Source organism: Streptomyces sp. MBT65, assembly GCF_016612545.1.
GTDB lineage: Bacteria > Actinomycetota > Actinomycetes > Streptomycetales > Streptomycetaceae > Streptomyces.
In genome coordinates this window covers 1-23,085 of sequence record NZ_JAENRY010000125.1, presented here as the reverse complement: position 1 = coordinate 23,085, position 23,085 = coordinate 1, and the positions used below count along the sequence as shown (strand labels likewise).

Below are 23,085 nucleotides of genomic sequence, written 5' to 3'. Positions count from 1 at the left end.
TGTTAAGTCACTGGGAAGTCCGGTCAGATGGCCAGGATCGCGCGCACCCGCTTGCCGCCTCCGGTGAGCGGGGTGACGTCGAGGCGGTGGGCCAGACAGCGGACCATGGCCAGACCTCGTCCGCTCTCGCCCTCGGCCGTCAGCGGCCGTACACGCGGCGGGGCCGGATTGTCGTCGTAGACCTCTACCGTGACGCGCTCGTCGGACAGTTGGAGGCGTAGTCGGCACTCGCCGCGACCGTGCTCGGTCGCGTTGGCGACGAGTTCGGACACGATGAGCGTCGCGTCGTCGATCTGCTCCGCGTCCACCCGGGTCATCCGGGGGCGGGAGCGCGCGAGGAACTCCGAGGTCAGCCTCCGTGCCTGACCGGCCGACGCGGCCTCGTCCGGCAGCAGGTACTCCACGCGTACAGAACGCCTATGGGTACGCCGATGCGTACGCATGGCGAATCACTTCCCCTCCTAGGACAACCCGGTATCCCCGCGGCGGCGCCGCACCGGGGCCTCCGCACGTCGTGCGCGGCCGGTCCTCCACAGTTCATGTGCCCGGAGTCCGTGATCGGCAACCAGGCGGCGGCAGTTGGTTGTCGTCGATCAGGAAATGTCCGCTCTCGGCCTCAATTGGGTAAAGGGCCGGGCGCGCCGAGGGGATAGCCTGGCAACCTTGCGATGTCCAAAGGCGGGGGAGGGGCCCCTGCGGAAGGCGGGCTCCCAGAAGCCGCGACGCCCTTGGAGTGGACCATGGCCGCAGCGAAGCCACAGCGCAGTCTCTCCGTGCTGACCTGGCTGCCCGCCGCGGTGATGGCGGTGGTCGCCGTCGGCGACCTCGTCACCGGCCCCGGCCTCGGATTCCTGCCACTGGCCTCCCTCGGTCCGGCCTTCGCCGGACTGGTCGGCGGCTGGCGCCGTACCGCCTGGTTCGGCGCGGCGGCACTCGCTCTGTGCGTCGGACTCGGCCTCTACGACGGCCTGTTCCAGGAACGCAGAGGGTTCCTGGCGATGGTGTCGGTGGTGGGCGTGACCGGCGCGGGCATCGCCGCCGCTGTGATGCGCGGCCGGCGTGAGGCCGAACTCGCCAGCGTGCGCTCCATCGCGGAGGTCGCGCAACGCGTGCTGCTGCGGCCGGTGCCGCTGACCGCGGGCCCGCTCCAGGCGGCGGTGTCGTACACCTCGGCGGTCGCGGAGGCCCGGATCGGCGGCGATCTCTACGAGGTGGTCGCCTCCCCGCACGGCGTGCGGGTGATCGTCGGCGATGTGCAGGGCAAGGGGCTCGCCGCGGTCGAGACGGCCGCCGTGGTCCTCGGCGCGTTCCGCGAGGCCGCGCACGACGAAGCCGACCTGGTCGGACTCGGCGAACGCCTGGAGCGCAGCGTCTCCCGCGTGCTGTCCGACGAGAAGTTCGTGACCGCCGTCCTCGCCGAGATCGGCACGGACCACGAGGTGCTCTTCCTCAACTACGGCCACCCGCCCCCGATGGTCGTACGCCGCAACGGCACCGCCGACTTCCCCACACCTCCCGCCTACGCCCCGCCGCTCGGCCTGGGCGGCACCGAGGGCGGCGAGACCCCGAAACCGTTCCCCGTGCGCTTCGCCCCGGGCGAGCAGCTGCTGCTGTACACCGACGGCGTCACCGAGGCCCGCGACGACCACGGCACCTTCTATCCGCTGGGCGAACGCGCCCACCTGCTGAAGGAGCACGACGCGCAGAGCGCGTTGGACTCCCTCCGCGAGGACCTGGTCCGCCACACGGCGGGGCCGCTCCACGACGACGCCGCGATGCTCCTGCTGCGCTACCACGGCCACGCGACCACGACCGGCGAGGCCTCGACCGACAACTGAGCCCCGGAGGCCCGTACCGGCGTACCCGTTGATCGCCCACTTGCTTGTTTCGTCAATCAAGTAAACTGGTGGCATGACCACGCCCGAACAGCCACTGCGACCCATGAGCGCGCACGAGGAAGAGCTGGTGCGCGAGCTCGCCCGGGTGATGCTCGTGCTGCCCCGGGCCGTCGACGCCGACATGATGCGGGAGCAGCGCCTGCCGCTGTCCGAGTACACGACCCTCATGCATCTGTCCGAGGCCACGGACCGACGGATGCGGATGAGCGAGCTGGCCTCCGTCTGCAACCTCTCGCTCAGCGGCATGACCCGGATCGTGACCCGCCTGGAGACGCAGGGCCTGGTCGGACGGGAGCGCTGCGCCGAGGACGCCCGCGGCTGGAACGCCGTCCTCACCGACCAGGGCCTCGCCCGCCTCCAGGAGGCCTGGCCCGCCCATCTCTCCAGTGTCCGGCGCCACGTCCTGGACCACGTCGACGCCGCCGACCTGCCCCGGCTCCTCGGCGTGATCCGCCGGATAGCCACCTGACCCACCGAGCAGACCCCAGGAGTACGAGATGACCACCCCGACCACCCCCTTCGGCATCACGCTCGGACTGGACACCTTCGGTGACGTCACGAACGACGCCGAGGGCGCGCCGCTCACCCACGGCCAGGCGATCCGCCGCTTGGTGGAGGAGGGCGTTCTCGCCGACCAGGTCGGCGTCGACCACTTCGGCGTCGGCGAGCACCACACCGAGGCGATGCCGCTGTCGGCCGCCGACGTCGTCCTGGCGGCCATCGCCGCGCGCACCGCGAACATCCACCTCAGCTCGGCCGTCACCGTGATCAGCTCCGACGACCCCGTCCGCGTCTACCAGCGCTACGCCACCCTCGACGCCGTCTCCGCGGGTCGCGCCGAGGTCATCCTCGGCAGGGGATCGAGCACCGAGTCCTTCCCGCTCTTCGGCTACGACCTCGGCGATTACGAGGAGCTGTTCGAGGAGAAGGTCGCCCTCTTCGCCGAGCTCCTCAAGGAGAAGCCCGTCACCTGGCACGGCAACACCCGCCCCGCCCTCGACGGCCTCTCCGTCTACCCGCACAGCGAGACGGGCGCGATCCCCACCTGGATCGGCGTCGGCGGCAGCCCTCAGTCGGTCGTCCGCACCGCCCAGTACGGGTTCTCCCTGATGCTGGCGATCATCGGCGGGGACATCGCCCGCTTCGCCCCGTTCTCCGAGCTGTACCGGCGGGCGCTCGCGGAGTTCGGCCACCCCGCGCGGCCGATCGGCGTGCACGCGCCCGGCCATGTCGCCGCCACCGACGAACAGGCGGTGGAGGAATTCGTGCCGGCCTTCCAGGAACTGATCCGCAGCGTCGCGCGCGACCGCGGCTTCCGCACCCCGACCCGCGAGAGCCTCATGCGGGACGTCGGCCCCGGCGGCGCCCTGCACGTCGGATCGCCCGAGACGGTGGCCCGCAAGATCGCCGCCACCCTCAAGACCCTCGACGCGACCCGCTTCAACCTGAAGTACGGCATCACCGGAATGCCCCACGACACCCTCATGACCAACATCGAGCTCTACGGCACGAAGGTGGCGCCCCTGGTGCGCGAGCTGATGGCGGCCTGACCGTACCGGCACCCGGAAACTCTGTTGCGGGCCGGGAGCGGTCACCCGACAGTGGGTCCATGACCGCTCCCACCTCGGCGCCGCCCGGCCTGAGCGTCCGTCCGGCGACCCCGGACGACGCGTCGGCGGTGTGTGCGCTGCTCAACGAGATCGACGTCCTGGAGATCGGCCGCCCGGACACCGAACTGGCCGAGATCCAGGCGGACTTGAAGCACCCCGAGGTGGACCTGGAGCGCGACTCCTGGCTGCTCTTCGAGGGCGCCCGGCTGATCGGCTACGGCCTCCTGTGGGACGACTCGGGCGGCGAGCGGATCGACATCGACCACTACATCGTGCCCGGCCGACTGCCGGGCGCCCTGCACCTGTTCGACCTGATGGAGACCCGGGCCGCGGAGCGCGCCACCGCCAACGGAGCATCCCGAGCGGTGGTCCACCTGCACCTCACCCTGAAGCCCACCATGGACGTGGACGCGCTGCGCGGACGGGGCTGGCGACCGGTCCGCCGCTACAACGTGATGACCCGTCAACTGTCACCCGCGGCAGACCCGTTGCCACCCTCCCCGCCCGGTGTGACCCTGCGCCCCTGCCTGGAGGAGGCGGACCGCCGACGCGCCCACGCCCTGCTCCAGGAGTCCATGACCGAGCACTTCGACTTCCAGTACCGCACCTACGCGCAGTGGCTGGACGACATCCACGCCGAGCGCGTCGACTGGTCACTGATCTGGCTCGCCCATGTCGACGGCCTCGGGGACGCCGGACTGCTGCGCACCCACAACGACCGCGCCACCATGGCCTGGATCGCCAACCTCGCCGTCCTGCGCCAGGCCCGCGGCCGGGGCCTGGGCAGCCACCTCCTGCGCCACGCCTTCGGCCACTACGCGGCGCTGGGCCGCGACCGCATCGGCCTGGGCGTGGACACCGACAACACCAGCAACGCGCTCGCACTGTACGAACGGCACGGCATGACCCTCGACTACGGCGTCGACACCTGGGAGTCGATCCTCCCCGTCACCTCCGGATGATCCCCGTCACCGCCGGGTGAACGACTTGAAGGTGTGGCTGAAGTACCAGGTGTCCTGGGCGATCCCGGAGCAGTTGTTGGCACCGCCGGTGCCCACGCAGCCGCCGTTGTCGCGCTGAAGCGCCCAGAACGAGAGCGTGTTGATGCCCCGGGCGACGGCCCACTTCTTCACGGTGACCGCGTTCTGCGTGGTGAAGGTCTCCGCCGGGCCGAAGTCGTCGATGCCGGGCATCTCGGTGACGCCGATCCGCTTCCACAGCTTCGCCGGGTTCGTCTTCGGATAGAGCGCGGCGAGTTGGGAGTGCAGGCCGGTCGCGGCGGTCTTGGTGTCCTCCGCCATGTCGTGGGTGGCGTTGTCGTAGTAGTCGAACGTCATGATGTTCACGACGTCGACGCGCGCGCCGTTGTCGACCGCGTTCTGGAGCAGGGCCACGCCGTTGGGCGCGAGACCGGTGGTGGTGGTCGGCAGCGTGTAGGAGAACTCCACGCTGCGGCCGGTGCGTTGGGCCCAGCGCTGCACCTTGGCGATCGCCTTGTTGCGGCGGTCGATGCCGGCGGTGTTGTTGATGGAGTCGGCCTCGATGTCGAGGTCGATCCGGCTCACGCCGTAGGTCGTGACCAGGCTCTCGTAGACCTTGGCGATGGCGTCGACATCCGTGCAGCTGTCGGCCAGTTCGGTGTTGGTGGTGTCCGCGCTGTAGCCGCCGAAGGACGGGATGACATTGCCGCCGCGCGCCTGGATCGTGGCGATGTCCTTGCCGAACGTGGACTTGGAGATCGGCTGGGCGGGCAGGCCGTTCCAGTACGCGGTACACGAACCGGCCGCCTCGGTCTGCAGAAAGGCCATCGTGAGGTACTTGTTGCCGGACGCCGCGGCGAGCGCGGCCGGGCTCTCACCGGTCCACGCCTCGAAGTACGGCGCCGCCACATGGTCCGGCATGGGCCGCGCGCGATGGTCAGCGCTCGCGGCACCCCCACCGAGAGCGACAAGCCCCGTGGACAAGGCGGTTACGGCCGCGCAGGACATCGACGCGCGAAGAAGCCCAGGTCGTCTCATTGACACTCCCGTGTTCAAAGGAGAGAAGCCGTCCCTGACCGGGACGAACAGCGACCATATTTGGACTAGACCAATCGTCTGTCAAGGTTCTTTACAGTGAACTGAACACACCGGTGCCGGAATTCGGTGCGAGGCGTCCCGGGCTAGTGGTGGTGCTCGTGCGCGTGGTCGTCCTCGCCGTGCTCCGGCGAACCGCCCATCATCCGCAGCATCGCCGGGCCGCCACTGCGCAGGAACCTTACGACCAGACTCGCGGCCAGCAGCAGGAAGGCGATGTTCAGCCAGGTCGTGTAGTTCCAGGTGATCCCGTCGTCGGGGATCGTGGCGTCGGCCTGGTCTGGGACCAACCCCAGCCCGCCGAAGGCGAATTCGACGACGTAGCCGGCGACGGCCATCGCCGCGAAGAAGGTCACCAGCAGGAAGCCGGCCATCCGGGCGCCGTAGTACTTCCGGTAGATGTTCAGGATCGGCAGGATCAGCAGATCGGCGTAGATGAAGGCGATCACCCCGCCGAAACTGATGCCGCCCTTCCAGAGCACCACCGCCAGCGGCACGTTCCCGATCGAGCAGACGAAGGTCGCGACGGCCACCAGCGGGCCGACGAGCGGTCCGACCAGCTTCGCGGCGAGGGGGTGGTCCGCGAGGAAGAACGTGTGCCAGAAGCTGTCCGGCACCCAGGCGGCGATCGCGCCCGCGATCAGCAGCCCGGCCACCAGGTCGCGCAGGATCGCGGCCCACTCCATCACGAAGATGTGCGCGACGGACGTGAACCCCTCCCGCGAGAACAGTCGCCGGACGAAGCTCCCTTCGCCCCCGATCGACATGTCCATCGCCGCGTGCCCCTCCATGGACCCGGCCAGCCCTCGATCCGCTTGCTCCTCCGCCTGGCGCAGCAGACGCTGGCGCAGGAAGAGCCGGAACAGCACGGCGAGGACGACGATCATGATCGGCCCGCCGACGAACTCCGCGGCCGTGAACTGCCAGCCCATCAACAGGGCCAGGATCACGCCGAGTTCGACGACCAGGTTGGTGGAGGCGATCTCGAAGGCCATGGCCGCCGTGAAGTTCGCACCCTTGCGGAACAGGGAACGGGCGAGCGCGACCGCCGCGTACGAACAGGACGACGAAGCCGCGCCGAGCCCGGCGGCCAGCGCGAGCGTGCGCGGCCGGTCGTCGCCGAGCAGCCGTACGACCGTCGACCGACGCACCACCGCCTGCACGACGGCGGACAGTGTGAACCCGAGGATCAGCGCCCAGGTGACCTCCCATGTCATCGACCCGGCAATGGACAACGCGTGCCCGATCGCTCCCATGAACCCGCCCCTCTCCGGTGTACGCCTGGCAGGACTATACCCCTAGGGGGTATGGATTGGGCGTGCTGAGGCGTGTCCGGCGCGGCCTGTCGGGTCCGGCCCGTCCGATGGGCCTATGTGGCCGCCTATCCGATACGGCTCCTGTGGCGGTGCAGGGCGAGACCACCCACCAGGGCCGCCTTCACCGCGACGACCGTCACCAGAAACCCCACGACCCGGCCGGTCCACGGCGAGTGGGCCAGGACGGTTCCGCCGAGTGCGAGATGCAGGGCTACGACGGCGGCTGCCACGCCGACGACGACGAACCTGGTCCGTCCGCCGGGCCGTTGATGCGGTGGAGTTGCCGCTTTGCCGGGGGAGTCGCCGGACGGCTGCCACTCCACCCGCAACGGATCGCGCCTGCTGAACCTGGCGATGTGCGAGCTGACGAGTTCCCGCAGTCGCTCCAGGTTCTCGTGGTCGTCGGCCTCGACGCGCACCCGCAGTGCGCCGGGAACGGCCTGCAAGGTGCACCACCCCCACGGCAGTCGCAGCGTCCCGTCGCTGTCCGTCCACTCGACCTGGATCTGGTCGGGCCGAAGGTCCGGGAGCGTGTGGGTGCGCGGCCGATGGCTCAGATGGCGGCCCTTGTTGGCGAAGTGCTTGCAGAGTTGCACGAGGTAGCGGCTGGGGCGGTCGGTGGCGATGTGCGCTTCGGCGGTGAGCATGGGTTCGGTTCCTCGGTTCCTCGGTTTCTTGGTTCCTCGGTTCGGTCGGGCCGGGGGTGGCGCTGAAAGCTTTATCGATACACTCTGTCGCTGTCAATGCACCTTGTATCGATGGCGGCGAGACGTATGCTGAGGTCGTGCCGAAGCTCTGGAACGAGACCATCGAGGAGCACCGTCGCGCCGTACGCGACACGGTGTTGGAGACCACGGCGGTGCTGGTCACCGAGCGTGGGCTGCGCTCGGTGACGATGTCGAAGATCGCCGAGGAGAGCGGGATCGGCCGGGCCACGCTGTACAAGTACTTCCCGGACGTCGAGTCGATCATGACGGCCTGGCACGAGCAGCAGATCGCCGGGCACCTCCGCGAACTCGGCGAACTCCGGGACGGCTCGGGCAGCGCGGGTGAGCGACTCGGAGCGGTACTGGAGGCGTACGCCTTCATTCAGCAGCGGCGGCACGGCCATGGACCCGAACTCGGCGCGCTGCTGCACCAGGGCGCACACGTCGTCGGCGCCGAGCAGCACCTCCACCGCTTCCTCCGCGAACTCCTGGCCGAGGGCGCGCAGGCCGGCGGCATCCGCGACGACGTCTCCCCGGACGAACTCGCGACCTACTGCCTCCACGCCCTCGCCGCGGCAGGCGTCCTGCCCTCCAAGGCGGCCGTACGACGACTCGTCACGGTCACGGTCGCGGGGCTGCGCCCGGCGCGGGACTGACGGGAACGGCATCCTCCCGTTCAACCGATCGGTTGAACGCGACTTCAACCTCGCGCGTGCGCCTCGCTCCGTACGGGCGACGCGAAAGGCCCCTGAGCGGCTGAAGAATCGGCCTCACACCCCCCTCAGAGAGGCCCCGCAGAGTGTCCAGTTTTCTCAGCAGACGACGTGTACTCGCCGGTGGAGCCGGTGCCGCCCTCGCCATGAGCGCACTCGGTGCCACGGCCGGTCCCGCCGGCGCTGCCCCGCTCCGGTCCTCCCGCGAGGAGACCAGGACGCTCGACGAGCTGTACCGGGCCGCTCTGGCGGACGGCGGCAAGCTGGTGATCTACGCCGGCGGTGACACGCCGACCCAGCAGGACGCCACCAAGGCGGCCTTCCGGAAGCGGTTCCCCGGGATCGACCTCACCCTGATCGTCGACTACAGCAAGTACCACGACGTGCGCGTGGACAACCAGTTCGCGACCGACACCCTGGTGCCCGACGTCGTACAGCTCCAGACCCTCCAGGACTTCACGCGCTGGAAGGAGCAGGGCCGCCTGCTGCCGTACCGGCCGGCCGGGTTCTCGAAGGTCTACGACAAGTTCAAGGACCCGCAGGGCACTTGGGTCGCCATCGGCGCGATCGGCTTCAGCTTCCTGTACGACGTCGCCGCGGTCGGTTCCGACGCTCCCAGGACGCCGCTCGACCTGATCGACCCCAAGTGGAAGGGGAAGATCGCCTCCTCCTACCCGCACGACGACGACGCGGCCCTCTACCTCTACACGCTGTACGCGCAGCGGTACGGCTGGGAGTGGGTCGCCGCGCTCGCCGGGCAGGACGTGCGGTTCGCCCGGGGCAGCAACTCCCCGGGCGACGCGGTCTTCGGCGGGCAGAAGGCGATCGGCGTCGGCACGGCCGGCGCGCCTGCTTCTACGTCCCCCGTGAAGTGGGTCGTTCCCGACGGCCATCCCTTCATGGCCTGGGGTCAGCGCGCCGCGATCCTCAAGCAGGCCAAGAACCCGACGGCGGCCAAGCTCTACCTCAACTGGCAACTGTCCACCGCCCAGCAGCAGGCGTCCTTCAACGGCTGGTCGGTACGCACCGACATCACGCCCCCGGCGGGGCTGAAGCCGATCTGGGAGTACCCGAACGCGAACATCGACGGCTTCCCCCGCTTCATGGCCGACCGCGCGCAGGTCGAACGCTGGAAGCAGACCTTCGCCCTCTACTTCGGCGAGGTCAAGGGCGACCCCTCGCCGGGCTGGCTGGGGCTGCACCCGGGCGCGTGACGGACCCCACTGTTCACACTGTTCATACAGGTGGTCGATAGACTCGGACGCCCTGTCCTGATCATGTGGCCCAAGGGGATCTGCCGTGTCCGCTCGCACTCCGTTGACCGTTCGCGGCAGTCGGCACACCCTGGAGCACGTCTCCCATCTCGCGCTGTTCCTCGTCGTCGGGGCGGGCTTCGTCCGGCTCGCCCTGATCGACATCCCGTTGTGCTGGTACATCGTGAGCCTCAGCGGAGCGCTGGCCCTCGTGTACGCGGCCGGGCTGACGTGGTGGGACCGGCTCGGGCCGCTCGGCAGGCGTACGTGGGTCCCCGTACTACTCCTGCTGTGGATCGCGCTGACGTTCCTGACCCCAACGCCGCTCACAACTGCCTATGTGTGGTGCGCCGTTCCGCTCGCCTGCGTCGCCCTGCGGGTGCTCGGCCGGCGCGCCGCCGTGGTGACCGTGGCCGCGATCACCGTCGTGCTCGTCGGGTCGCTCGTCCGGTCCACGGGCCGGTTCGATCCCGAGGTCGCGCTGGTCCCCGTCGCGGCGGTGTGGGCGACCGTCGCCCTGTACCGGACCCAGCAGCGGGACGCGGCCGTCCGGCAGCGGCTCGTGGAGGAACTGCGGGACACCCGCGACACCCTCGCCGAGCAGCAGCGTCGGGCCGGAGTGCTCGCGGAGCGCACCCGGATCGCCCGCGACCTGCACGACACCCTGGCCCAGGAACTCGCGGGCAGCGTCATGATGTTGCAGGTCGCCGAGCGCGACTGGGACGAGCGGCCTGACGTGGCACGCACCAGGGTCCGAGCCGTGGCCGACGGACTGGGCGCCAACCTCGCGGAGACCCGGAGGATCATCCGCGACCTCACTCCCACCGCCGTCGCCGAGGCGGGCCTGGAGGACGCGCTGCGTCTGCTGTGCGCCCGCTCGCGGACGGAAGGCGCCGGAGCCAGGGTCCGGTTCCGCACGGTGGGCGCGGATCAACCGATACTGGACGACCACACGGCCACCACCCTCTTCCGCGTGGCGCAGAGCACGCTGGCGAACGTACGCGAACACGCCCGCGCGGGAAGCGTGTTGGTCACCTACCGGCGGCACCGGGACCGGGTGGAACTCGAAGTGAGCGACGACGGGCTGGGCTTCGACCCGGCCGCGGCCTTCGCGGCCGGTGCCCGCGCGGACCGCGGCTTCGGACTGCCCGCGGCCCGGGCGCGGTTGCGCGAGTGCGGCGGCGACCTCGACGTGAGCAGCATGCCGGGCCGGGGGACCAGAGTCCGCGCCACGGTGGCCGCCCCGCCCCGCAGCCGACCGGTCGCACCGCTCACCGCGGCGAGCACCGCATGACCGGCGGACCGCTCCGCCTCCTGGTCGCGGACGACCACACCGTCGTACGGGCCGGACTGCGCGCCCTGCTCGACGGCGAACCGGACCTCGATGTGATCGCGGAGGCCGGCAGTGGCGAGGAAGCCGTACGCCTGGCAGCGCAGTTGACGCCCGACGTCGCGCTGATGGATCTGCGGTTCGCCGGGCCGGGGAGCGGGATCGACGGCGTCGAGGCCGTCCGCCGGCTCGCCGCGCGGGCGCCGGGCGTGGCGGTGGTCATGCTGACCAGCTATGCCGGACGGGCCGATGTCGTACGGGCGTTGGAGGCGGGCGCCCGTGGCTATGTGCTCAAGGCGGGGCCGCCGGAGGAACTGTTCCAGGCGGTCCGTACGGCCGCCGCCGGGTCGGTCGGGCTCGCGGCGGACGTCGTCGGCGAACTCGTCGGCCAAGTGGTCAACCCCGCCCAGGAGTTGACCCATCGTGAGGTCGAGGTCGTCCGGCTGATGGCCGAGGGCAACAGCAACCGGGCCATCGCCGAGGCGTTGTTCCTCAGCGAGGCCACGGTCAAGACCCATCTCGTGCGGATCTACCGCAAGTTCAAGGTCGACAACCGGGCGGCGGCCGTGTCGGAGGCCGTCCGCCGGGGGCTGCTCGAACTCAGCTGACGGGCTGCCGCACCACGGCGACCTCTCGGGGGGAGAGCACGGGGAAGCCGTCGTCGCCCGCCTCGCCGACCAGGAGGTCACCGGACAGTCCGGTCAACGGCACTGTTTTGTCAGTCCGGTTGACCAGGAACAGGTAGCGGCTGTCGGCGTTCCGGCGCACGGTCAGTTCGACATCTCCCCTTACGGCGTCCGGGAGTTCCCTGCCGACACCGGCGGGCGCGAGCAACTCGGGGAGCAGCGATGCGAGTCCGTCGCGGCCCAGTCGCGTGGAGACGTACGCGGCCGAACCCCCGCCCACCGTGCGGCGGGTGACGGCGGGGCGCCCGGTGTACGTGCCGCTGCGGTAGTGGGCCAGTACCTCCACCTCGGAGTCCGTCACCGCGATCCGGTCGGTCCACAGGGAGCCCGTGGTGGCGTCGGCGAGGTCCAGCTCGACCGTGTCGCCGTCGAGCAGCGGGCCGAACTCCTCGATGCGGATGCCCAACAGGTCGCGCAGGGCGCCCGGGTAGCCGCCGAGCCAGATGTGGTCGTTCTCGTCGACGACACCGGAGAAGTACGTGGAGACGAGGTGGCCGCCCTGCTCGACGTAGCGCGTCAGTTCCTTGGACAGGGCCGCCGGGATCATGTGCAGCACCGGCGTGATCACCACGTCGTAGCGGTCGAGGGCGGTCTGCGCGGTGACGACGTCGGCCCGGACACCGAGGTCGAGGAGGGCGGAGTACCAGTCCAGCGCCTCCTGCCGGTAGTCGAGCCGGTCGGTGGGGTGCGAGTCCTGCTCGCTGGCCCACCAGGACTCCCAGTCGAAGACGATGCCGACCCGGGCCGTCTCCCGGTCCGACCCCGCGATCGGGGCCAACGTCCGCAGGGTGCGGCCGAGTTCGGCCACCGCGCGGAACACCTCGCTGTCGGCACCGGCGTGCGGCACCATCGCGGAGTGGTACTTCTCGGCGCCCGCCGCTGACTGCCGCCACTGGAAGTAGCAGACGGCGTCGGCGCCGTGCGCGACGTGCAGCAGCGAGTCGCGGGCCAGGTCGCCGGGCCGCTTGGCCACGTTGACCGGCTGCCAGTTGACGGCGCTGGTGGAGTGCTCCATCAGGAACCACGGCTTGCCGGCGGAGATGCCGCTGACGAGGTTCGCGGAGAAGGACAGCTCGTCGCGGTCCTGCGAACCGGGCAGGACGTAGTGGTCGTTGGAGACGAAGTCGATCTCGGCGGCCCAGTCCGCGTAGTTCATGCCCTTGGTGTTGCCCATCACCATGAAGTTGGTGGTGACCGGGACACTGGGCGTGATCTCGCGCAACAGGTCGCGCTCCGCGCGCAGATGGTCCTTGAGCGCGTCCGAGGAGAAGCGCTTGAAGTCGAGTTGCTGGGTGGGGTTCGGGAAGGACGCGGCCAGCCGGGGCGGGAGTATCTGCTCCCAGTCGCTGTACCGCTGGGACCAGAACGCCGTGCCCCAGGCCTGGTTGAGCGTGTCGATCGTGGTGTAGCGGGCGCGCAGCCAGTCGCGGAAGGCGCGGGCCGCGTCGTCGGAGTAGTCGTAGACGTTGTGGCAGCCCAGCTCGTTCGAGACGTGCCAGGCGACCAGCGCGGGGTGGTCGGCGTAGCGTTCGGCCAACTTCCGTACCAGGCGCAGCGCGTGCTCGCGGAAGACGGGCGAGGTGGGACGCCAGTGCTGGCGGCCGCCCGGCCAGAGCGTCTCGCCGGCGGCGGTCACCGGGAGGATCTCCGGGTGCTCCGTGCTCAGCCACGGCGGCGGGGACGCGGTCGCGGTGGCGAGGTCGACGCCGATGCCGCCCGCGTGCAGCAGGTCCATGATCTCGTCGAGCCAGCCGAAGTCCCAGGCGTCGCGCGCCGGTTGGATACGGGCCCAGGAGAAGATCCCCACGGAGACGACGTTGACGCCGGCCTCGCGCATCAGCCGGATGTCCTCGTCCCACACCTCGCGCGGCCACTGCTCCGGGTTGTAGTCGGCGCCGTAGGCGAGACGGGGGGTGGAGGCGTCACCGTCCGGCCCGTGCCGCAACTGGGACAGGAGGGTGGAGATCATGGTGGTCCTTCCGGTTACCGCAGAGGCGGTGGGCGATGCGTGATGCGGGGTGGGTTCCGGGCGGCCGCCGCCGAGCGAACTGCTGCTCGGCGGCGGCTCCCGAGGAGGTGCCGTTACTTCTTCGTGCCGGTCACTTCCGCGAGCCGGTCACTTCGAGCGGGTCACTTGTTGACCGTGAAGCCCTGCTCGTTGCCGTACTTGACGGAGGCGTCCTGCCAGCTCTTCAGACCCTGAGCCAGCGTGGTGCCCGAGATGTAGGCCTTGCCGACGGTGTCGTTGAAGATCGAGTTGGCGTACTGCTGGAAGGGCAGGTACGACCAGTCGGAAGCGACCTCGGCCGCGGACTCGGCGAAGATCTTGTTGGCCTGCTGGCCGCCGAAGTACGGGAACGCCTTGTTCTGGAACGCCGCGGACTGCTGCTCGGCCTTGGTCGCCGGGAAGGCGCCCTGGTCGACACGGGTCTGGACACCGGCGCCGGCGTTGGCGTACTCGACGAACGCGTAGGCGAGTTCCTTGTTCTTGCCGAGGGTCGGCAGGGCGAGGGACGAACCGCCGTTCTCCGCGCTGGCCTTGTCACCCGCGGTCCACTGCGGCATCGGGGCCGCACGCCAGTCGCCGGAGGCACCGGCGACACCGCTGACGAAGTTGGCGGGCATCCAGGCGCCGGTGGTCAGGGTGGCGATGGTGCCGTCACCGAGGCCCTTGTACCAGTCGTCGGTCCAGCCGTTGATCGGCGAGAGGAGCTTCTGGTCGATCAGCTTCTGCCAGGTCTCCGTGTACTTCTTGGCGCCCGCGTCCTCGAAGTTGACCGTCACCTTGGTGCCGTCGACCTTGTAGGGGCGCGAACCGGCCTGCCACAGCATGCTGGTGGTGAAGCCCGCGTCACCGGCGTCGTTGGCGATGTACGCCTTCGGGTCGGCCTTGTGCAGCTTGGCGGCCGCTGTGACGTACTCGTCCCACGTGGTCGGGACGGCGATCTTGTACTTGTCGAAGACCTTCTTGTTGTAGAACATCGCCATCGGGCCCGAGTCCATCGGCAGGCCGTAGACCTTGTCGCCGTCGCTCACCGCGTTCCACGGACCGGCCGTGTACTTGGAGGCCAGCTTGTCGGCGCCGTAGGGCGTCAGGTTGGTGAGGCCCTTGGTGAGGGAGTACTGGCTGAGCGCGAAGTACTCGACCTGGGCGACGTCCGGGACGCCCTTGCCGGCCGCGATCGCGTTCGACAGCGCGGTGTAGTGCTTGTCACCGGAGCGGTCGCTGACCAGGTTGATCTTGACCTTCGGGTACTTCTTCTCGAAGTCGGCGGCGACCGTCTTCAGCGTGGGCTCCCAGGCCCAGACGGTGACCGAGCCACCCTTCTTCAGGGCTGCCTGGATGTCCGAGGCGGAGACCGCCTTGGTGCTGGAGCTGTCGTCGTCCGAGCTGCCGCACGCCGTCGCCCCCAGGGAGAGGACGGAGAGGAGGGCGAAGCCGCGCAGCAGGCGGCTGGTGGTTCTGCGCATGGAGGTGCTTCCACTTCTTCGTGGGTGGGACTTCTTGAGGGTTGGGTTATTCCTTGACGCTTCCGGCGGCGAGTCCGGACTGCCAGTACTTCTGCAGCAGCAGGAACGCGGCGATCAGCGGCACGATGGTGAGCAGCGAACCCGTGATCACCAGGTTGAAGATGACGTCACCACCGATCGTCTGGGCCTGGGAGTTCCAGGCGTCCAGTCCCAGGGTCAGGGGGTACCAGTCCGGGTTCTTGATCATGATCAGCGGAAGGAAGTAGTTGTTCCAGGTCGCGACCGTGGTGAACAGCAGCACGGTCACGACACCGGGAGCGAGCAGCGGCAGGGAGACCTGGAAGAAGGTGCGGATCTCGCCCGCCCCGTCGATCCGGGCGGCCTCCAGTAGTTCGACCGGGATGGCCTCGGTGGCGAACACCCACATCAGGTACAGGCCGAACGGCGAGACCAGCGAGGGGATGATCACCGCCCACGGGGTGTCCGTCAGGCCCATCTTGCTGAACATCAGGAAGGTCGGCACCGCGAGGGCTGTACCCGGCACGGCGACCGCGCCGATGACCACGGCGAAGATGCCGCGCTTGCCGGGGAAGTCGAACTTCGCCAGCGCGTAGCCGCCGAGGATCGACAGGAAGGTGGCACCGCCGGCGCCGAGCACGACGTACAGCAGGGTGTTCAGCAGCCAGCGGACGAAGATGCCGTCGTGGTAGGTGAACGTGTCGTGGATGTTCGACCAGAGGGCGAAGTGCTTGGCGAACCACAGGCCGTTGGAGTCGGCGAGTCCCGCCTGGGTCTTGGTCGCGTTGATGACCAGCCACAGCAGGGGTACGACCGTGTAGACCAGGATCAGACCGGTGAGCACGGTCAGCAGGATGCTGCGCTTGGGGCGCCCGGGGGAGTGCTTCTTGCGCGGGGTGCGCAGGCGGGGCGCGCCCTTGTGGCCTCCGCCGGACGGCGTGGACGCGGAAGGGGAGGCTGTGGTGACGGGGGTGCTCATGGCTCAGGCTCCCTTGCGCATGCCGCGGAGCTGCACGACGTAGGCGATGATCATGGTGATCAGCCCCATGATGATGGCGACCGCCGCGGAGTAGTTGTGCTGCTGTCCGTTGAAGGACAGCGAGTACGTGTAGAAGTTCGGCGTGTAGTCCGTCGTGATGGCGTTGCGCGCCAGCGGCCGCAGGATGCTCGGCTCGTTGAAGAGCTGGAAGCTGCCGATGATCGAGAAGATCGTGGCGATGACCAGGGCGCCCCGGATCGCGGGGAGCTTGATGGCCGTGATGACGCGGAACTGACCGGCACCGTCGATCTCCGCCGCCTCGTACAGCGAGGTCGGGATGACCCGCAGCGCGGAGTAGAAGATCAGCATGTTGTAGCCGACGAACTCCCAGGTCACGATGTTGCCGATCGAGGCCAGCACCAGGTGCGCGGAGAGCGGGTCGGGCAGCGTCACGTCGAACGCGCTGTTGATGTCACCCACCAGACCGAACTGGGTGCCGTACATGAAGCCCCACATCAGGGTGGCCACCACGGCGGGCACGGCGTACGGCAGGAAGATCGAGATCCGGAAGAAGTCCCGGCCGAAGAGCCGGCCGCTGTCCAGGGCGAGCGCCACGAACAGGGCGATGCCGAGCATGATCGGCACCTGGATCACCAGGAACAGGGAGACCCGCTCCAGGGAGGACCAGAACTGGTCGTCCTGGAAGGCCTGCTTGTAGTTGTCCAGGCCGACGAAGTGGTTTCCGCCGATGAGCTGGTCGCGGAAGAGGCTGAGATAGATCGAGTACGCGATCGGAGCCAGGAAGACGAAGGCGAAGACCACCGCGAAGGGTCCGATGAAACCCCACCCTGTCCAGGAGCGCCGGTCCCGTTTCGCCGACGGCCTGTTGGGGGGCCGAGTCGCGGCCGCAGGGGGTTGAAGCGTCGTCATGTAGTTCCTCGCTCGTCCATCTCGGAACCGGCGTCACACGCCGTCGCGATGTTGCGTAAACAGGACGGTCCACAACGGCCCCGGGCTGTTATGTTTACGTAAACATCTGATGGCGGCATGTCTACACTGCCCCAATGTCGGTGGTCAAGGGTCGTTTGGTGAAACACGGCCGAGGCGATCGGATCGATATGTGAGGGATACAGGTGGACACAGTGGACGGTGCCTCGGGCGGTACGGACAAGCCACGCAGACGCAAACGAACGTCCAGACGTGCCCCCAGCGCGTCCATGGCGGATGTCGCACGCGTCGCCGGCGTGTCGTCGCAGACCGTCTCCCGGGTGTCGAACGGCTACGCGGGCGTCAACGAGGAGACCAGACAGCAAGTCCTCGCCGCCATGAAGGAGTTGGGCTACCGGCCCAACAGCGCAGCCCGCGCGCTCAAACGCGGTGAGTTCCGCACCATCGGCGTGATCACCTTCAACCTGTCCACCACCGGCAACATGCGCACCCTGGAGGCGATCGCCACCTCCGCCGCGCACGAGGGCTACGCCGTGACGCTCCTGCCGGTCGCCGTGCCCACCCAGGACGAGGTGCGCGGAGCCTTCTCCCGCCTCGGCGAACTCGCCGTCGACGCGGTCATCGCGATCATGGAGGTCCACCTCCTCGACGCGGCCACCATCTCGCTGCCGCCCCATGTCCAGGTCGTCGTCGCCGACTCCGACGCGGGCGACCGCTACAGCGTGGTCGACACCGACCAGAACGGCGGCGCGCGGGCCGCCGTACGCCATCTCCTCGACCTCGGCCATCGCACGGTCTGGCACCTGGCAGGACCCCAGGAGTCCTTCGCGGCCCAGCGCCGCGCCGACGCCTGGAGCGCCGAACTCACCGACGCGGGACGGCCCGTGCCACCCGTCGTACGCGGCGACTGGTCGGCGGAGTCCGGCTACCGCACGGGACTGGAACTGGCCCAACAGGCCGACTGTACGGCCGTGTTCGCGGCCAACGACCAGATGGCACTGGGCCTGCTGCGGGCCCTGCACGAGCGCGGCCGGCGCATCCCCGAGGACGTCAGCGTGATCGGCTTCGACGACATCCCCGAGGCCGGCTCCTTCCTGCCGCCCCTGACCACCGTCCACCAGGACTTCGCCGAGGTGGGCCGCCTGTGCGTGGAGGGCGTCCTGCGGCGGATGCGGCAGCGCGGCGACGAGCACGGCACCACGCTGGTACCCACGCAGCTCGTCATACGCGACAGCACGGCACCGCCCACCGCACACACACCCGGCCCCCCTGCCTGAGCAGGAGGGCCGGGATACCTCAGGTCCGTACGGCTCAGGCCGTCGTCTCCGGGCGGCCGGGCCGCGACCAGTGCGTGTGGAACGCGCCGGTGCGGTCCGTACGGCCGTAGGTGTGGGCGCCGAAGAAGTCGCGCTGGCCCTGGAGCAGGGCCGCCGGCAGCCGGTCGGCGCGCAGCGTGTCGTAGTGCGACAGCGCGGCGGAGAACGCCGGGACGGGGATGCCGCGGCGGGCCGCCGAGGCGACCACCTCGCGCCAGGGGACCTGCGCGTCGCCGATCTCCCGCGCGAAGGTCTCCTCGCCGAGCAGGCTCACCAGACCCGGGTCCGTCGTGTACGCGGCCCGGATGCGGTCGAGGAAGGAGGCGCGGATGATGCAGCCGCCGCGCCAGATCCCGGCGACCGCGGCGAGGTCGATCGACCAGTCGAACTCGGTCGCCGCGTCCTGGATCATCTTCCAGCCCTGGTCGTAGGCGATGACCTTCGAGGCGTACAGCGCCTGTTCCACCTGGGCGGTGAACCGGTCGGCCTCGGTGCGGCTCAGCGGGGGAGTGGTGCCGCCGGGCAGTCCGCGGTAGGCGGCGCGCAGGTCGCCCTGGCTGGAGGAGGCGCGGGCGAAGGTGGCCTGCGCGATCGCGGTGACCGGCGAACCCAGCTCCAGCGCGGTCTGCACGGTCCAGCGGCCGGTGCCCTTCTGCCCGGCCGCGTCGGTGACGATGTCGACGAACGCCTTACCGGTCTCCGCGTCGGTGTGGGCGAGGACCTCGGCGGTGATCTCGATCAGGTAGGAGCCGAGTCGGCCCTCGTTCCAGCGGCGGAAGACGTCCGCGATCTCGGCGGGGGTGTAGCCGCCGACCTGGCGCAGCAGGTCGTACGCCTCGGCGATGAGCTGCATGTCGGCGTACTCGATGCCGTTGTGCACCATCTTCACGAAGTGCCCGGCGCCGTCGGTCCCGATGTGCGTGGAGCAGGGCTCCCCGTCGACCTTCGCGCTGACGGACTCGAACATCGGACCCAGCACGGCGTACGACTCCGCCGAACCGCCGGGCATGATCGACGGGCCGTTCAGCGCGCCCTCCTCGCCGCCGGAGACCCCGGCGCCGACGAAGTGGAGGCCCTTCTCGCGCAGGGCCGCCTCGCGGCGGCGGGTGTCGGCGAAGTGCGCGTTGCCACCGTCGATGATCATGTCGCCGGGCTCCATCAGCGCGGCGAACTCGTCGATCACGGCGTCGGTGGCCGGACCGGCCTGCACCATGATCATCAGGCGACGGGGCTTCTCGAGCGCGGCGACGAACTCCTGTGCCGTCTCGGCCGGGACGAAGGCGCCCTCGTCGCCGTACTCCTTCATCAACTCATGGGTGCGGTGCGGCGATCGGTTGTGGACGGCGACCGTGTAGCCGTTGCGGGCGAAGTTGCGGGCCAGATTGCGGCCCATCACACCCAGGCCGGTGACGCCGATCTGCGCGGTGGCGTCGGCGGCTGGGCTGTTCGGTGCGGATGCGTTCATGGGGTGCCTGTTCTCCGAGTCGGTGACGTGGCTGGTCGGCGCTGGGCGCCCATGTCCGCAGGTACGTGTGTGATCACGAATTGACTCGAAGTACGGGAGCCCGATTCGTAATTCGTTCCGGCGGCGCGTCGTCGGCCCGCGCTCTCAGCAGCCCGTACCGGTCGGGGTGAACTCCACGCGCGCGTGCTCGTCCGCCGTGCGTGCCTCGTCGTAGGCGGCGCGGGTGACCTGGTACCAGACGTCGTCCTTGGCGGTGTTGCCGCCCACGTCGTCCAGGCTCACGCACCACCGCTCCCTGCGGACGATCCTGGTGTACGTCTCGGTTCCCCTGCGTACCTTCGCGCACTTCCGGTGCGTCTCCGTGGTGTACCAGGTGCGGGTCTTCTTCTTGCTGCCCGATCCCGAACCGGACGTGTGCCGGACCTTCTCGGTGGCGGACGTGCACTTCGTGACGGTGTGCGGCCGAGTGCCCTTCGCCGTCCGCTTGGCGAGATGGCGGACGGAGTCGCGGAGTCCGGTCACGGTGTCGGGGGTCGGCTGAGCCTGCTGCGCGGTGCTCGTGCTGCTCCGACCGGGATCGGAGGCGGATCGCGTGCCGGCGTTGTCCCCACCCCCGCCCCCGCATGCGCTGAGCGCTCCGATCAGAAGTGCCGCCAGTCCGCCCGTTGTCAGTCGCTTTCCGAACATGCCCCCGCCGCCTCCGATGTCGAAACGGTCAGCGTAGCCGGTCATCGCGGGAGGCCGACCGGAGCCGGGGACGTACGTCCGCCGCTACGAGGCGCCTACGGGGGCAAGGTCGCGGCGCCGGAGTTCCCACGCCCCGTACACCGCTGTGGACGTCCTCGCGGGGAGCGGAATGCTCGTCCGTACCGGGACCGCCACCGGCCGGGACACCGTCCCGCTCGCCCGCTGCTCCGGCACGGTCGTCCGGTCGCGGCCGGTGGCGAAGACGTACAGGCGCAGCAGCAGGAAGCGGGCGAGGCCGGCCAGCCCCGAGGCGCCGAGGTAGACGAACTGCTCGGTCAGCATCCCGGGCGACGACTGCACCAGGTGCAGAACGAGCATCGCGGCGCAGGTCACGACGTAGGCCGCCGCGGCCGAGCCCGCCGACTGCCAGTGCTCGCGCCATCCGGCGGACCGGCCCGATCCGAAGGTGAAGCGGGCGTGCAGTTCCGTGCACAGGAGGGTGGAGACGACGGTGATCAGCGCGTTCGCCAGCGCCCAGGGCAGCCGGTCGGCCAGCAGGGCCACGGCCCCACTGGAGAGGATCCCGATGCCGCCGCCCAGCGCCACGAACCGGGCGAAGGAGGCGAGCGGACCGGGGGCGGCCGGGGTCCGGGGCGCGTCGTCCATGGCGGTCTCCATCCGCTCCGTACGCTGCGCCTCTGTGATGCGGCCGCGTAAGTTTGCTTGACTTACTCAACTATAGCGGATTGCTTGAGTTACGCAAGTACATTTTCGGGACGGGGAGCCCCACTGTCCGAACGGGGAGCCCCACGAAGCCCCTCCCACAGGCGGGCTACGTACAATGCGCGCTGATCATGGGTGACTTACTGGTGAGATGCGCGACGTTCAACGTGCTGCACGGTCGGGAGATCCAGCCGGACGGCCGCCCGAGGCCCGCTGCCCCCGGCGACCCCTCGGCGCCCCTCGCCGAAGCCGTCGCGTCCCTGGACGCCGATGTGGTGGCGCTCCAGGAGATCGACTGTCTCCAGGAACGGTCGGGCGGAGTGGATCAGGCCGCGGTCGCCGCCGGTGCGATGGGCGCCCGCGACTGGCGCTACGCGACGGCGCTGCACTGCCGTTCCGTACCGGGCCGGGGCTGGGTCCTGGACCCGGCCGAACCCGGGATGCGCGTCTACGGCCCCGGGGCCGGGCGGCCCGAAGTCCCTTCGCACGGGCTGGCGTTGCTGTCCCGGCTCCCGGTCCACGAGTGGCGGGCGCTACGGCTCCCGGCGGCGCCCTTCGGCATGCCGTTGCGGGTCGCCGGGCGGGCCGCTCCGGTGCTGGCCCGGGATCAGGCCCGGGCCGCCCTGGCGGCCGTACTGGAAGGTCCGCAGGGCCCGTTCACCGTCGTGGCCGTGCATCTGTCGTTCGTGCCGGGCTGGAACGTCGGCCAACTCCGCACCGTGCGCCGCTGGATCGCCGATCTGCCCCAACCCCGGGTGCTGATGGGCGACTTCAACCTCTTCGGCGTGCTGCCCCGGCTCACCCTGAACGCCACCGCGCCGCGCGGCTGGCGGAGTTCGGCCCGGCGGCCGACCTTCCCGTCGCACCGGCCGCTCGTCCAGCTCGACCACATCATGACGACGGGGCTCGGCGAGGACGCCGTGGGGACGCTGGCCGCGCCGCGGACGGGGATCTCCGATCACCGGCCGCTGGTGGTGGAGTTGACGCTCTGAGTCAGTTCCACAGGGGGTAGGTCACGGTGTGCTGGAACCTGTCCGGCCGCGCGCCGGTGTACGTCAGGGTGATCTCGCCGTACTGCCGCACCTGCGGATGCCGCTTCCAGGTCTGCGTGGAGTCGAGCCGGACGGTCACCGGGAACGAGTGGAACTTGCCCACCGCGCAATAGGGTTTGCAGTCGTTCACCACGTTGAAGCCCGTGGCCGTCGCGGAGTTGGCGTTCCACTCCGTCCAACGCAGCGACGTCAGGCGGCTGTTGCCGTCGCCACAGGCGAGCATGAAGTCGGTAGGGCGCACCTCGGGATGCCACAGGCAGTCGACCAGCACGGGGTCCTGGAGCTGCCGGTGGGCGGTCGCGGGTGCCGTGGCAGGGGCCGCCGACGAGGTGGCGACGGCCGGCCCGAGCAGGGCGGCGGCACAGAGGGTGACAACGCCCACCATGGTGTGTTTGTACATGTCCGCTCCCGGCCGCCTGTTCGTCCTCGTCGCCCCGCATCCGCACCGGCGGTGGCCCGCCTGCCGGGGCGCGGTCGTCGTGTCTCTCTCGACGCTACGACCGTGCCCCAGGATGCACCACTCGTACGGGCCGACGACGCGGTTGGCCGGGAGTGTCCCGAGGTGTGCGGCAGGGGCCGGGAAATGCCCGGCCCCGATCGGATCAGGCGGGCCGTACGGCGCCCCTGATGGCGGCGGCGCCCGCGTAGAAGATCGACTCCTCGCGGATCGGCGTGCCCGGGCTCGGCGCGTGGATCATCAGGCCGTTGCCGGTGTAGAGGCCGACGTGGTCGATGCTGTCGTAGAAGAAGATCAGGTCGCCGGGGCGGATGTCCGTGAGCGGGACGAGCGCGCCCGCACCGGACTGTTCCTGGGCGGTGCGGGCGCGCTCGTCCCGCT

General features: G+C 69.8%; 23 protein-coding genes. 10 read left to right on the top strand and 13 right to left on the bottom strand.

Features of this window, described 5'->3' with window-relative positions; translation table 11 throughout:
• Nucleotides 1–23 precede the first annotated feature (23 nt).
• Nucleotides 24–404 carry an ATP-binding protein gene (locus JHN63_RS26775; RefSeq protein ID WP_200685232.1) on the bottom strand — a complete coding sequence of 127 codons (381 nt, stop codon included), beginning with the start codon at nucleotides 402–404 and terminating at the stop codon, nucleotides 24–26.
• 336 nt (nucleotides 405–740) lie between these two features.
• Between JHN63_RS26775 and JHN63_RS26770 the strand changes: the two genes are divergently transcribed.
• The 4 genes from JHN63_RS26770 to JHN63_RS26755 all read left to right on the top strand — a co-directional run bounded on the left by JHN63_RS26770 (nucleotide 741) and on the right by JHN63_RS26755 (nucleotide 4,470).
• Nucleotides 741–1,838, top strand: coding sequence for a PP2C family protein-serine/threonine phosphatase (locus tag JHN63_RS26770; RefSeq protein WP_200685230.1), 1,098 nt, complete (start codon nucleotides 741–743; stop codon nucleotides 1,836–1,838).
• A gap of 73 nt (nucleotides 1,839–1,911) precedes the next feature.
• Entirely contained in the window at nucleotides 1,912–2,367 is a 456-nt protein-coding gene (locus JHN63_RS26765; RefSeq protein ID WP_200685228.1) for a MarR family winged helix-turn-helix transcriptional regulator, read from the top strand.
• 28 nt (nucleotides 2,368–2,395) lie between these two features.
• Complete coding sequence (locus JHN63_RS26760) at nucleotides 2,396–3,448, top strand: Atu2307/SP_0267 family LLM class monooxygenase (protein WP_200685226.1); 1,053 nt, start codon at nucleotides 2,396–2,398, stop codon at nucleotides 3,446–3,448.
• A gap of 59 nt (nucleotides 3,449–3,507) precedes the next feature.
• Nucleotides 3,508–4,470: a GNAT family N-acetyltransferase gene (locus JHN63_RS26755; RefSeq protein ID WP_200685224.1), complete on the top strand. Its 963-nt coding sequence runs from the start codon at nucleotides 3,508–3,510 to the stop codon at nucleotides 4,468–4,470.
• A 6-nt stretch (nucleotides 4,471–4,476) separates the two neighbouring features.
• Here JHN63_RS26755 and JHN63_RS26750 read toward each other — a convergent pair whose 3' ends face one another.
• The 3 genes from JHN63_RS26750 to JHN63_RS53035 all read right to left on the bottom strand — a co-directional run bounded on the left by JHN63_RS26750 (nucleotide 4,477) and on the right by JHN63_RS53035 (nucleotide 7,546).
• On the bottom strand, nucleotides 4,477–5,409 hold the full coding sequence (locus tag JHN63_RS26750; protein WP_307781989.1) for a chitinase: 933 nt from the start codon (nucleotides 5,407–5,409) through the stop codon (nucleotides 4,477–4,479).
• A gap of 260 nt (nucleotides 5,410–5,669) precedes the next feature.
• Complete coding sequence (locus JHN63_RS26745) at nucleotides 5,670–6,839, bottom strand: permease (RefSeq protein ID WP_200685220.1); 1,170 nt, start codon at nucleotides 6,837–6,839, stop codon at nucleotides 5,670–5,672.
• Between the two features lie 125 nt (nucleotides 6,840–6,964).
• The gene (locus JHN63_RS53035; protein WP_234477744.1) at nucleotides 6,965–7,546 is read right to left on the bottom strand and encodes a DUF2218 domain-containing protein; all 582 of its coding nucleotides are present in this window, start codon (nucleotides 7,544–7,546) and stop codon (nucleotides 6,965–6,967) included.
• A gap of 137 nt (nucleotides 7,547–7,683) precedes the next feature.
• On the opposite strand from JHN63_RS53035, the gene JHN63_RS26735 reads away from it, so the two are divergent.
• The 4 genes from JHN63_RS26735 to JHN63_RS26720 all read left to right on the top strand — a co-directional run bounded on the left by JHN63_RS26735 (nucleotide 7,684) and on the right by JHN63_RS26720 (nucleotide 11,510).
• Complete coding sequence (locus JHN63_RS26735) at nucleotides 7,684–8,262, top strand: TetR/AcrR family transcriptional regulator (RefSeq protein WP_200685218.1); 579 nt, start codon at nucleotides 7,684–7,686, stop codon at nucleotides 8,260–8,262.
• A gap of 203 nt (nucleotides 8,263–8,465) precedes the next feature.
• Nucleotides 8,466–9,533 (top strand): extracellular solute-binding protein, encoded by a 1,068-nt coding sequence (locus JHN63_RS26730; protein ID WP_234477743.1) that lies wholly within the window; start codon nucleotides 8,466–8,468, stop codon nucleotides 9,531–9,533.
• A gap of 85 nt (nucleotides 9,534–9,618) precedes the next feature.
• A complete protein-coding gene (locus JHN63_RS26725; RefSeq protein ID WP_200685206.1) occupies nucleotides 9,619–10,866 on the top strand; it encodes a sensor histidine kinase in 1,248 nt (415 codons plus the stop codon).
• The gene (locus JHN63_RS26720; protein WP_200685204.1) at nucleotides 10,863–11,510 is read left to right on the top strand and encodes a response regulator transcription factor; all 648 of its coding nucleotides are present in this window, start codon (nucleotides 10,863–10,865) and stop codon (nucleotides 11,508–11,510) included. The genes JHN63_RS26725 and JHN63_RS26720 overlap by 4 nt, the downstream gene beginning before the upstream one ends.
• On the opposite strand, the gene JHN63_RS26715 is transcribed toward JHN63_RS26720, so the two are convergent.
• The 4 genes from JHN63_RS26715 to JHN63_RS26700 all read right to left on the bottom strand — a co-directional run bounded on the left by JHN63_RS26715 (nucleotide 11,503) and on the right by JHN63_RS26700 (nucleotide 16,986).
• Entirely contained in the window at nucleotides 11,503–13,557 is a 2,055-nt protein-coding gene (locus JHN63_RS26715) for a beta-galactosidase (RefSeq protein WP_200685202.1), read from the bottom strand. The genes JHN63_RS26720 and JHN63_RS26715 overlap by 8 nt on opposite strands.
• 161 nt (nucleotides 13,558–13,718) lie before the next feature.
• Nucleotides 13,719–15,059, bottom strand: a complete 1,341-nt coding sequence (locus JHN63_RS26710) for a sugar ABC transporter substrate-binding protein (RefSeq protein WP_200685200.1) — start codon at nucleotides 15,057–15,059, stop codon at nucleotides 13,719–13,721.
• Nucleotides 15,060–15,105: 46 nt separating this feature from the next.
• On the bottom strand, nucleotides 15,106–16,056 hold the full coding sequence (locus JHN63_RS26705) for a carbohydrate ABC transporter permease (RefSeq protein WP_200685198.1): 951 nt from the start codon (nucleotides 16,054–16,056) through the stop codon (nucleotides 15,106–15,108).
• A 3-nt stretch (nucleotides 16,057–16,059) separates the two neighbouring features.
• Entirely contained in the window at nucleotides 16,060–16,986 is a 927-nt protein-coding gene (locus tag JHN63_RS26700) for a carbohydrate ABC transporter permease (RefSeq protein WP_200685196.1), read from the bottom strand.
• 287 nt (nucleotides 16,987–17,273) lie between these two features.
• Between JHN63_RS26700 and JHN63_RS26695 the strand changes: the two genes are divergently transcribed.
• Nucleotides 17,274–18,281 (top strand): LacI family DNA-binding transcriptional regulator, encoded by a 1,008-nt coding sequence (locus JHN63_RS26695; RefSeq protein WP_200685194.1) that lies wholly within the window; start codon nucleotides 17,274–17,276, stop codon nucleotides 18,279–18,281.
• Nucleotides 18,282–18,315: 34 nt separating this feature from the next.
• Here JHN63_RS26695 and gndA read toward each other — a convergent pair whose 3' ends face one another.
• The 3 genes from gndA to JHN63_RS26680 all read right to left on the bottom strand — a co-directional run bounded on the left by gndA (nucleotide 18,316) and on the right by JHN63_RS26680 (nucleotide 21,138).
• Nucleotides 18,316–19,785 (bottom strand): NADP-dependent phosphogluconate dehydrogenase, encoded by a 1,470-nt coding sequence (gene gndA / locus JHN63_RS26690; protein WP_200685192.1) that lies wholly within the window; start codon nucleotides 19,783–19,785, stop codon nucleotides 18,316–18,318.
• Nucleotides 19,786–19,929: 144 nt separating this feature from the next.
• A complete protein-coding gene (locus JHN63_RS26685) occupies nucleotides 19,930–20,307 on the bottom strand; it encodes a hypothetical protein (RefSeq protein WP_234477742.1) in 378 nt (125 codons plus the stop codon).
• A 249-nt stretch (nucleotides 20,308–20,556) separates the two neighbouring features.
• Nucleotides 20,557–21,138: a GtrA family protein gene (locus JHN63_RS26680; protein ID WP_374222949.1), complete on the bottom strand. Its 582-nt coding sequence runs from the start codon at nucleotides 21,136–21,138 to the stop codon at nucleotides 20,557–20,559.
• A 188-nt stretch (nucleotides 21,139–21,326) separates the two neighbouring features.
• Between JHN63_RS26680 and JHN63_RS26675 the strand changes: the two genes are divergently transcribed.
• Nucleotides 21,327–22,187, top strand: coding sequence for an endonuclease/exonuclease/phosphatase family protein (locus JHN63_RS26675; RefSeq protein ID WP_200685186.1), 861 nt, complete (start codon nucleotides 21,327–21,329; stop codon nucleotides 22,185–22,187).
• Nucleotide 22,188: 1 nt separating this feature from the next.
• Here JHN63_RS26675 and JHN63_RS26670 read toward each other — a convergent pair whose 3' ends face one another.
• Both JHN63_RS26670 and JHN63_RS26665 read right to left on the bottom strand, forming a co-directional pair.
• Nucleotides 22,189–22,647 carry a hypothetical protein gene (locus JHN63_RS26670; protein WP_200685184.1) on the bottom strand — a complete coding sequence of 153 codons (459 nt, stop codon included), beginning with the start codon at nucleotides 22,645–22,647 and terminating at the stop codon, nucleotides 22,189–22,191.
• Nucleotides 22,648–22,849: 202 nt separating this feature from the next.
• A partial coding sequence (locus tag JHN63_RS26665) for a C40 family peptidase (protein ID WP_200685181.1) occupies nucleotides 22,850–23,085 on the bottom strand: 236 nt, incomplete at its 5' end.

Coding starts and splice junctions, on each gene's coding strand:
- JHN63_RS26770 (WP_200685230.1), top strand. CDS start 741: ATGGCCGCAGCGAAGCCACAGCGCAGTCTCTCCGTGCTGACCTGGCTG.
- JHN63_RS26765 (WP_200685228.1), top strand. CDS start 1,912: ATGACCACGCCCGAACAGCCACTGCGACCCATGAGCGCGCACGAGGAA.
- JHN63_RS26760 (WP_200685226.1), top strand. CDS start 2,396: ATGACCACCCCGACCACCCCCTTCGGCATCACGCTCGGACTGGACACC.
- JHN63_RS26755 (WP_200685224.1), top strand. CDS start 3,508: ATGACCGCTCCCACCTCGGCGCCGCCCGGCCTGAGCGTCCGTCCGGCG.
- JHN63_RS26750 (WP_307781989.1), bottom strand. CDS start 5,409: ATGCCGGACCATGTGGCGGCGCCGTACTTCGAGGCGTGGACCGGTGAG.
- JHN63_RS26745 (WP_200685220.1), bottom strand. CDS start 6,839: ATGGGAGCGATCGGGCACGCGTTGTCCATTGCCGGGTCGATGACATGG.
- JHN63_RS53035 (WP_234477744.1), bottom strand. CDS start 7,546: ATGCTCACCGCCGAAGCGCACATCGCCACCGACCGCCCCAGCCGCTAC.
- JHN63_RS26730 (WP_234477743.1), top strand. CDS start 8,466: ATGAGCGCACTCGGTGCCACGGCCGGTCCCGCCGGCGCTGCCCCGCTC.
- JHN63_RS26720 (WP_200685204.1), top strand. CDS start 10,863: ATGACCGGCGGACCGCTCCGCCTCCTGGTCGCGGACGACCACACCGTC.
- JHN63_RS26715 (WP_200685202.1), bottom strand. CDS start 13,557: ATGATCTCCACCCTCCTGTCCCAGTTGCGGCACGGGCCGGACGGTGAC.
- JHN63_RS26710 (WP_200685200.1), bottom strand. CDS start 15,059: ATGCGCAGAACCACCAGCCGCCTGCTGCGCGGCTTCGCCCTCCTCTCC.
- JHN63_RS26705 (WP_200685198.1), bottom strand. CDS start 16,056: ATGAGCACCCCCGTCACCACAGCCTCCCCTTCCGCGTCCACGCCGTCC.
- JHN63_RS26700 (WP_200685196.1), bottom strand. CDS start 16,986: ATGACGACGCTTCAACCCCCTGCGGCCGCGACTCGGCCCCCCAACAGG.
- JHN63_RS26695 (WP_200685194.1), top strand. CDS start 17,274: ATGGCGGATGTCGCACGCGTCGCCGGCGTGTCGTCGCAGACCGTCTCC.
- gndA (WP_200685192.1), bottom strand. CDS start 19,785: ATGAACGCATCCGCACCGAACAGCCCAGCCGCCGACGCCACCGCGCAG.
- JHN63_RS26680 (WP_374222949.1), bottom strand. CDS start 21,138: ATGGACGACGCGCCCCGGACCCCGGCCGCCCCCGGTCCGCTCGCCTCC.
- JHN63_RS26675 (WP_200685186.1), top strand. CDS start 21,327: ATGGGTGACTTACTGGTGAGATGCGCGACGTTCAACGTGCTGCACGGT.
- JHN63_RS26670 (WP_200685184.1), bottom strand. CDS start 22,647: ATGTACAAACACACCATGGTGGGCGTTGTCACCCTCTGTGCCGCCGCC.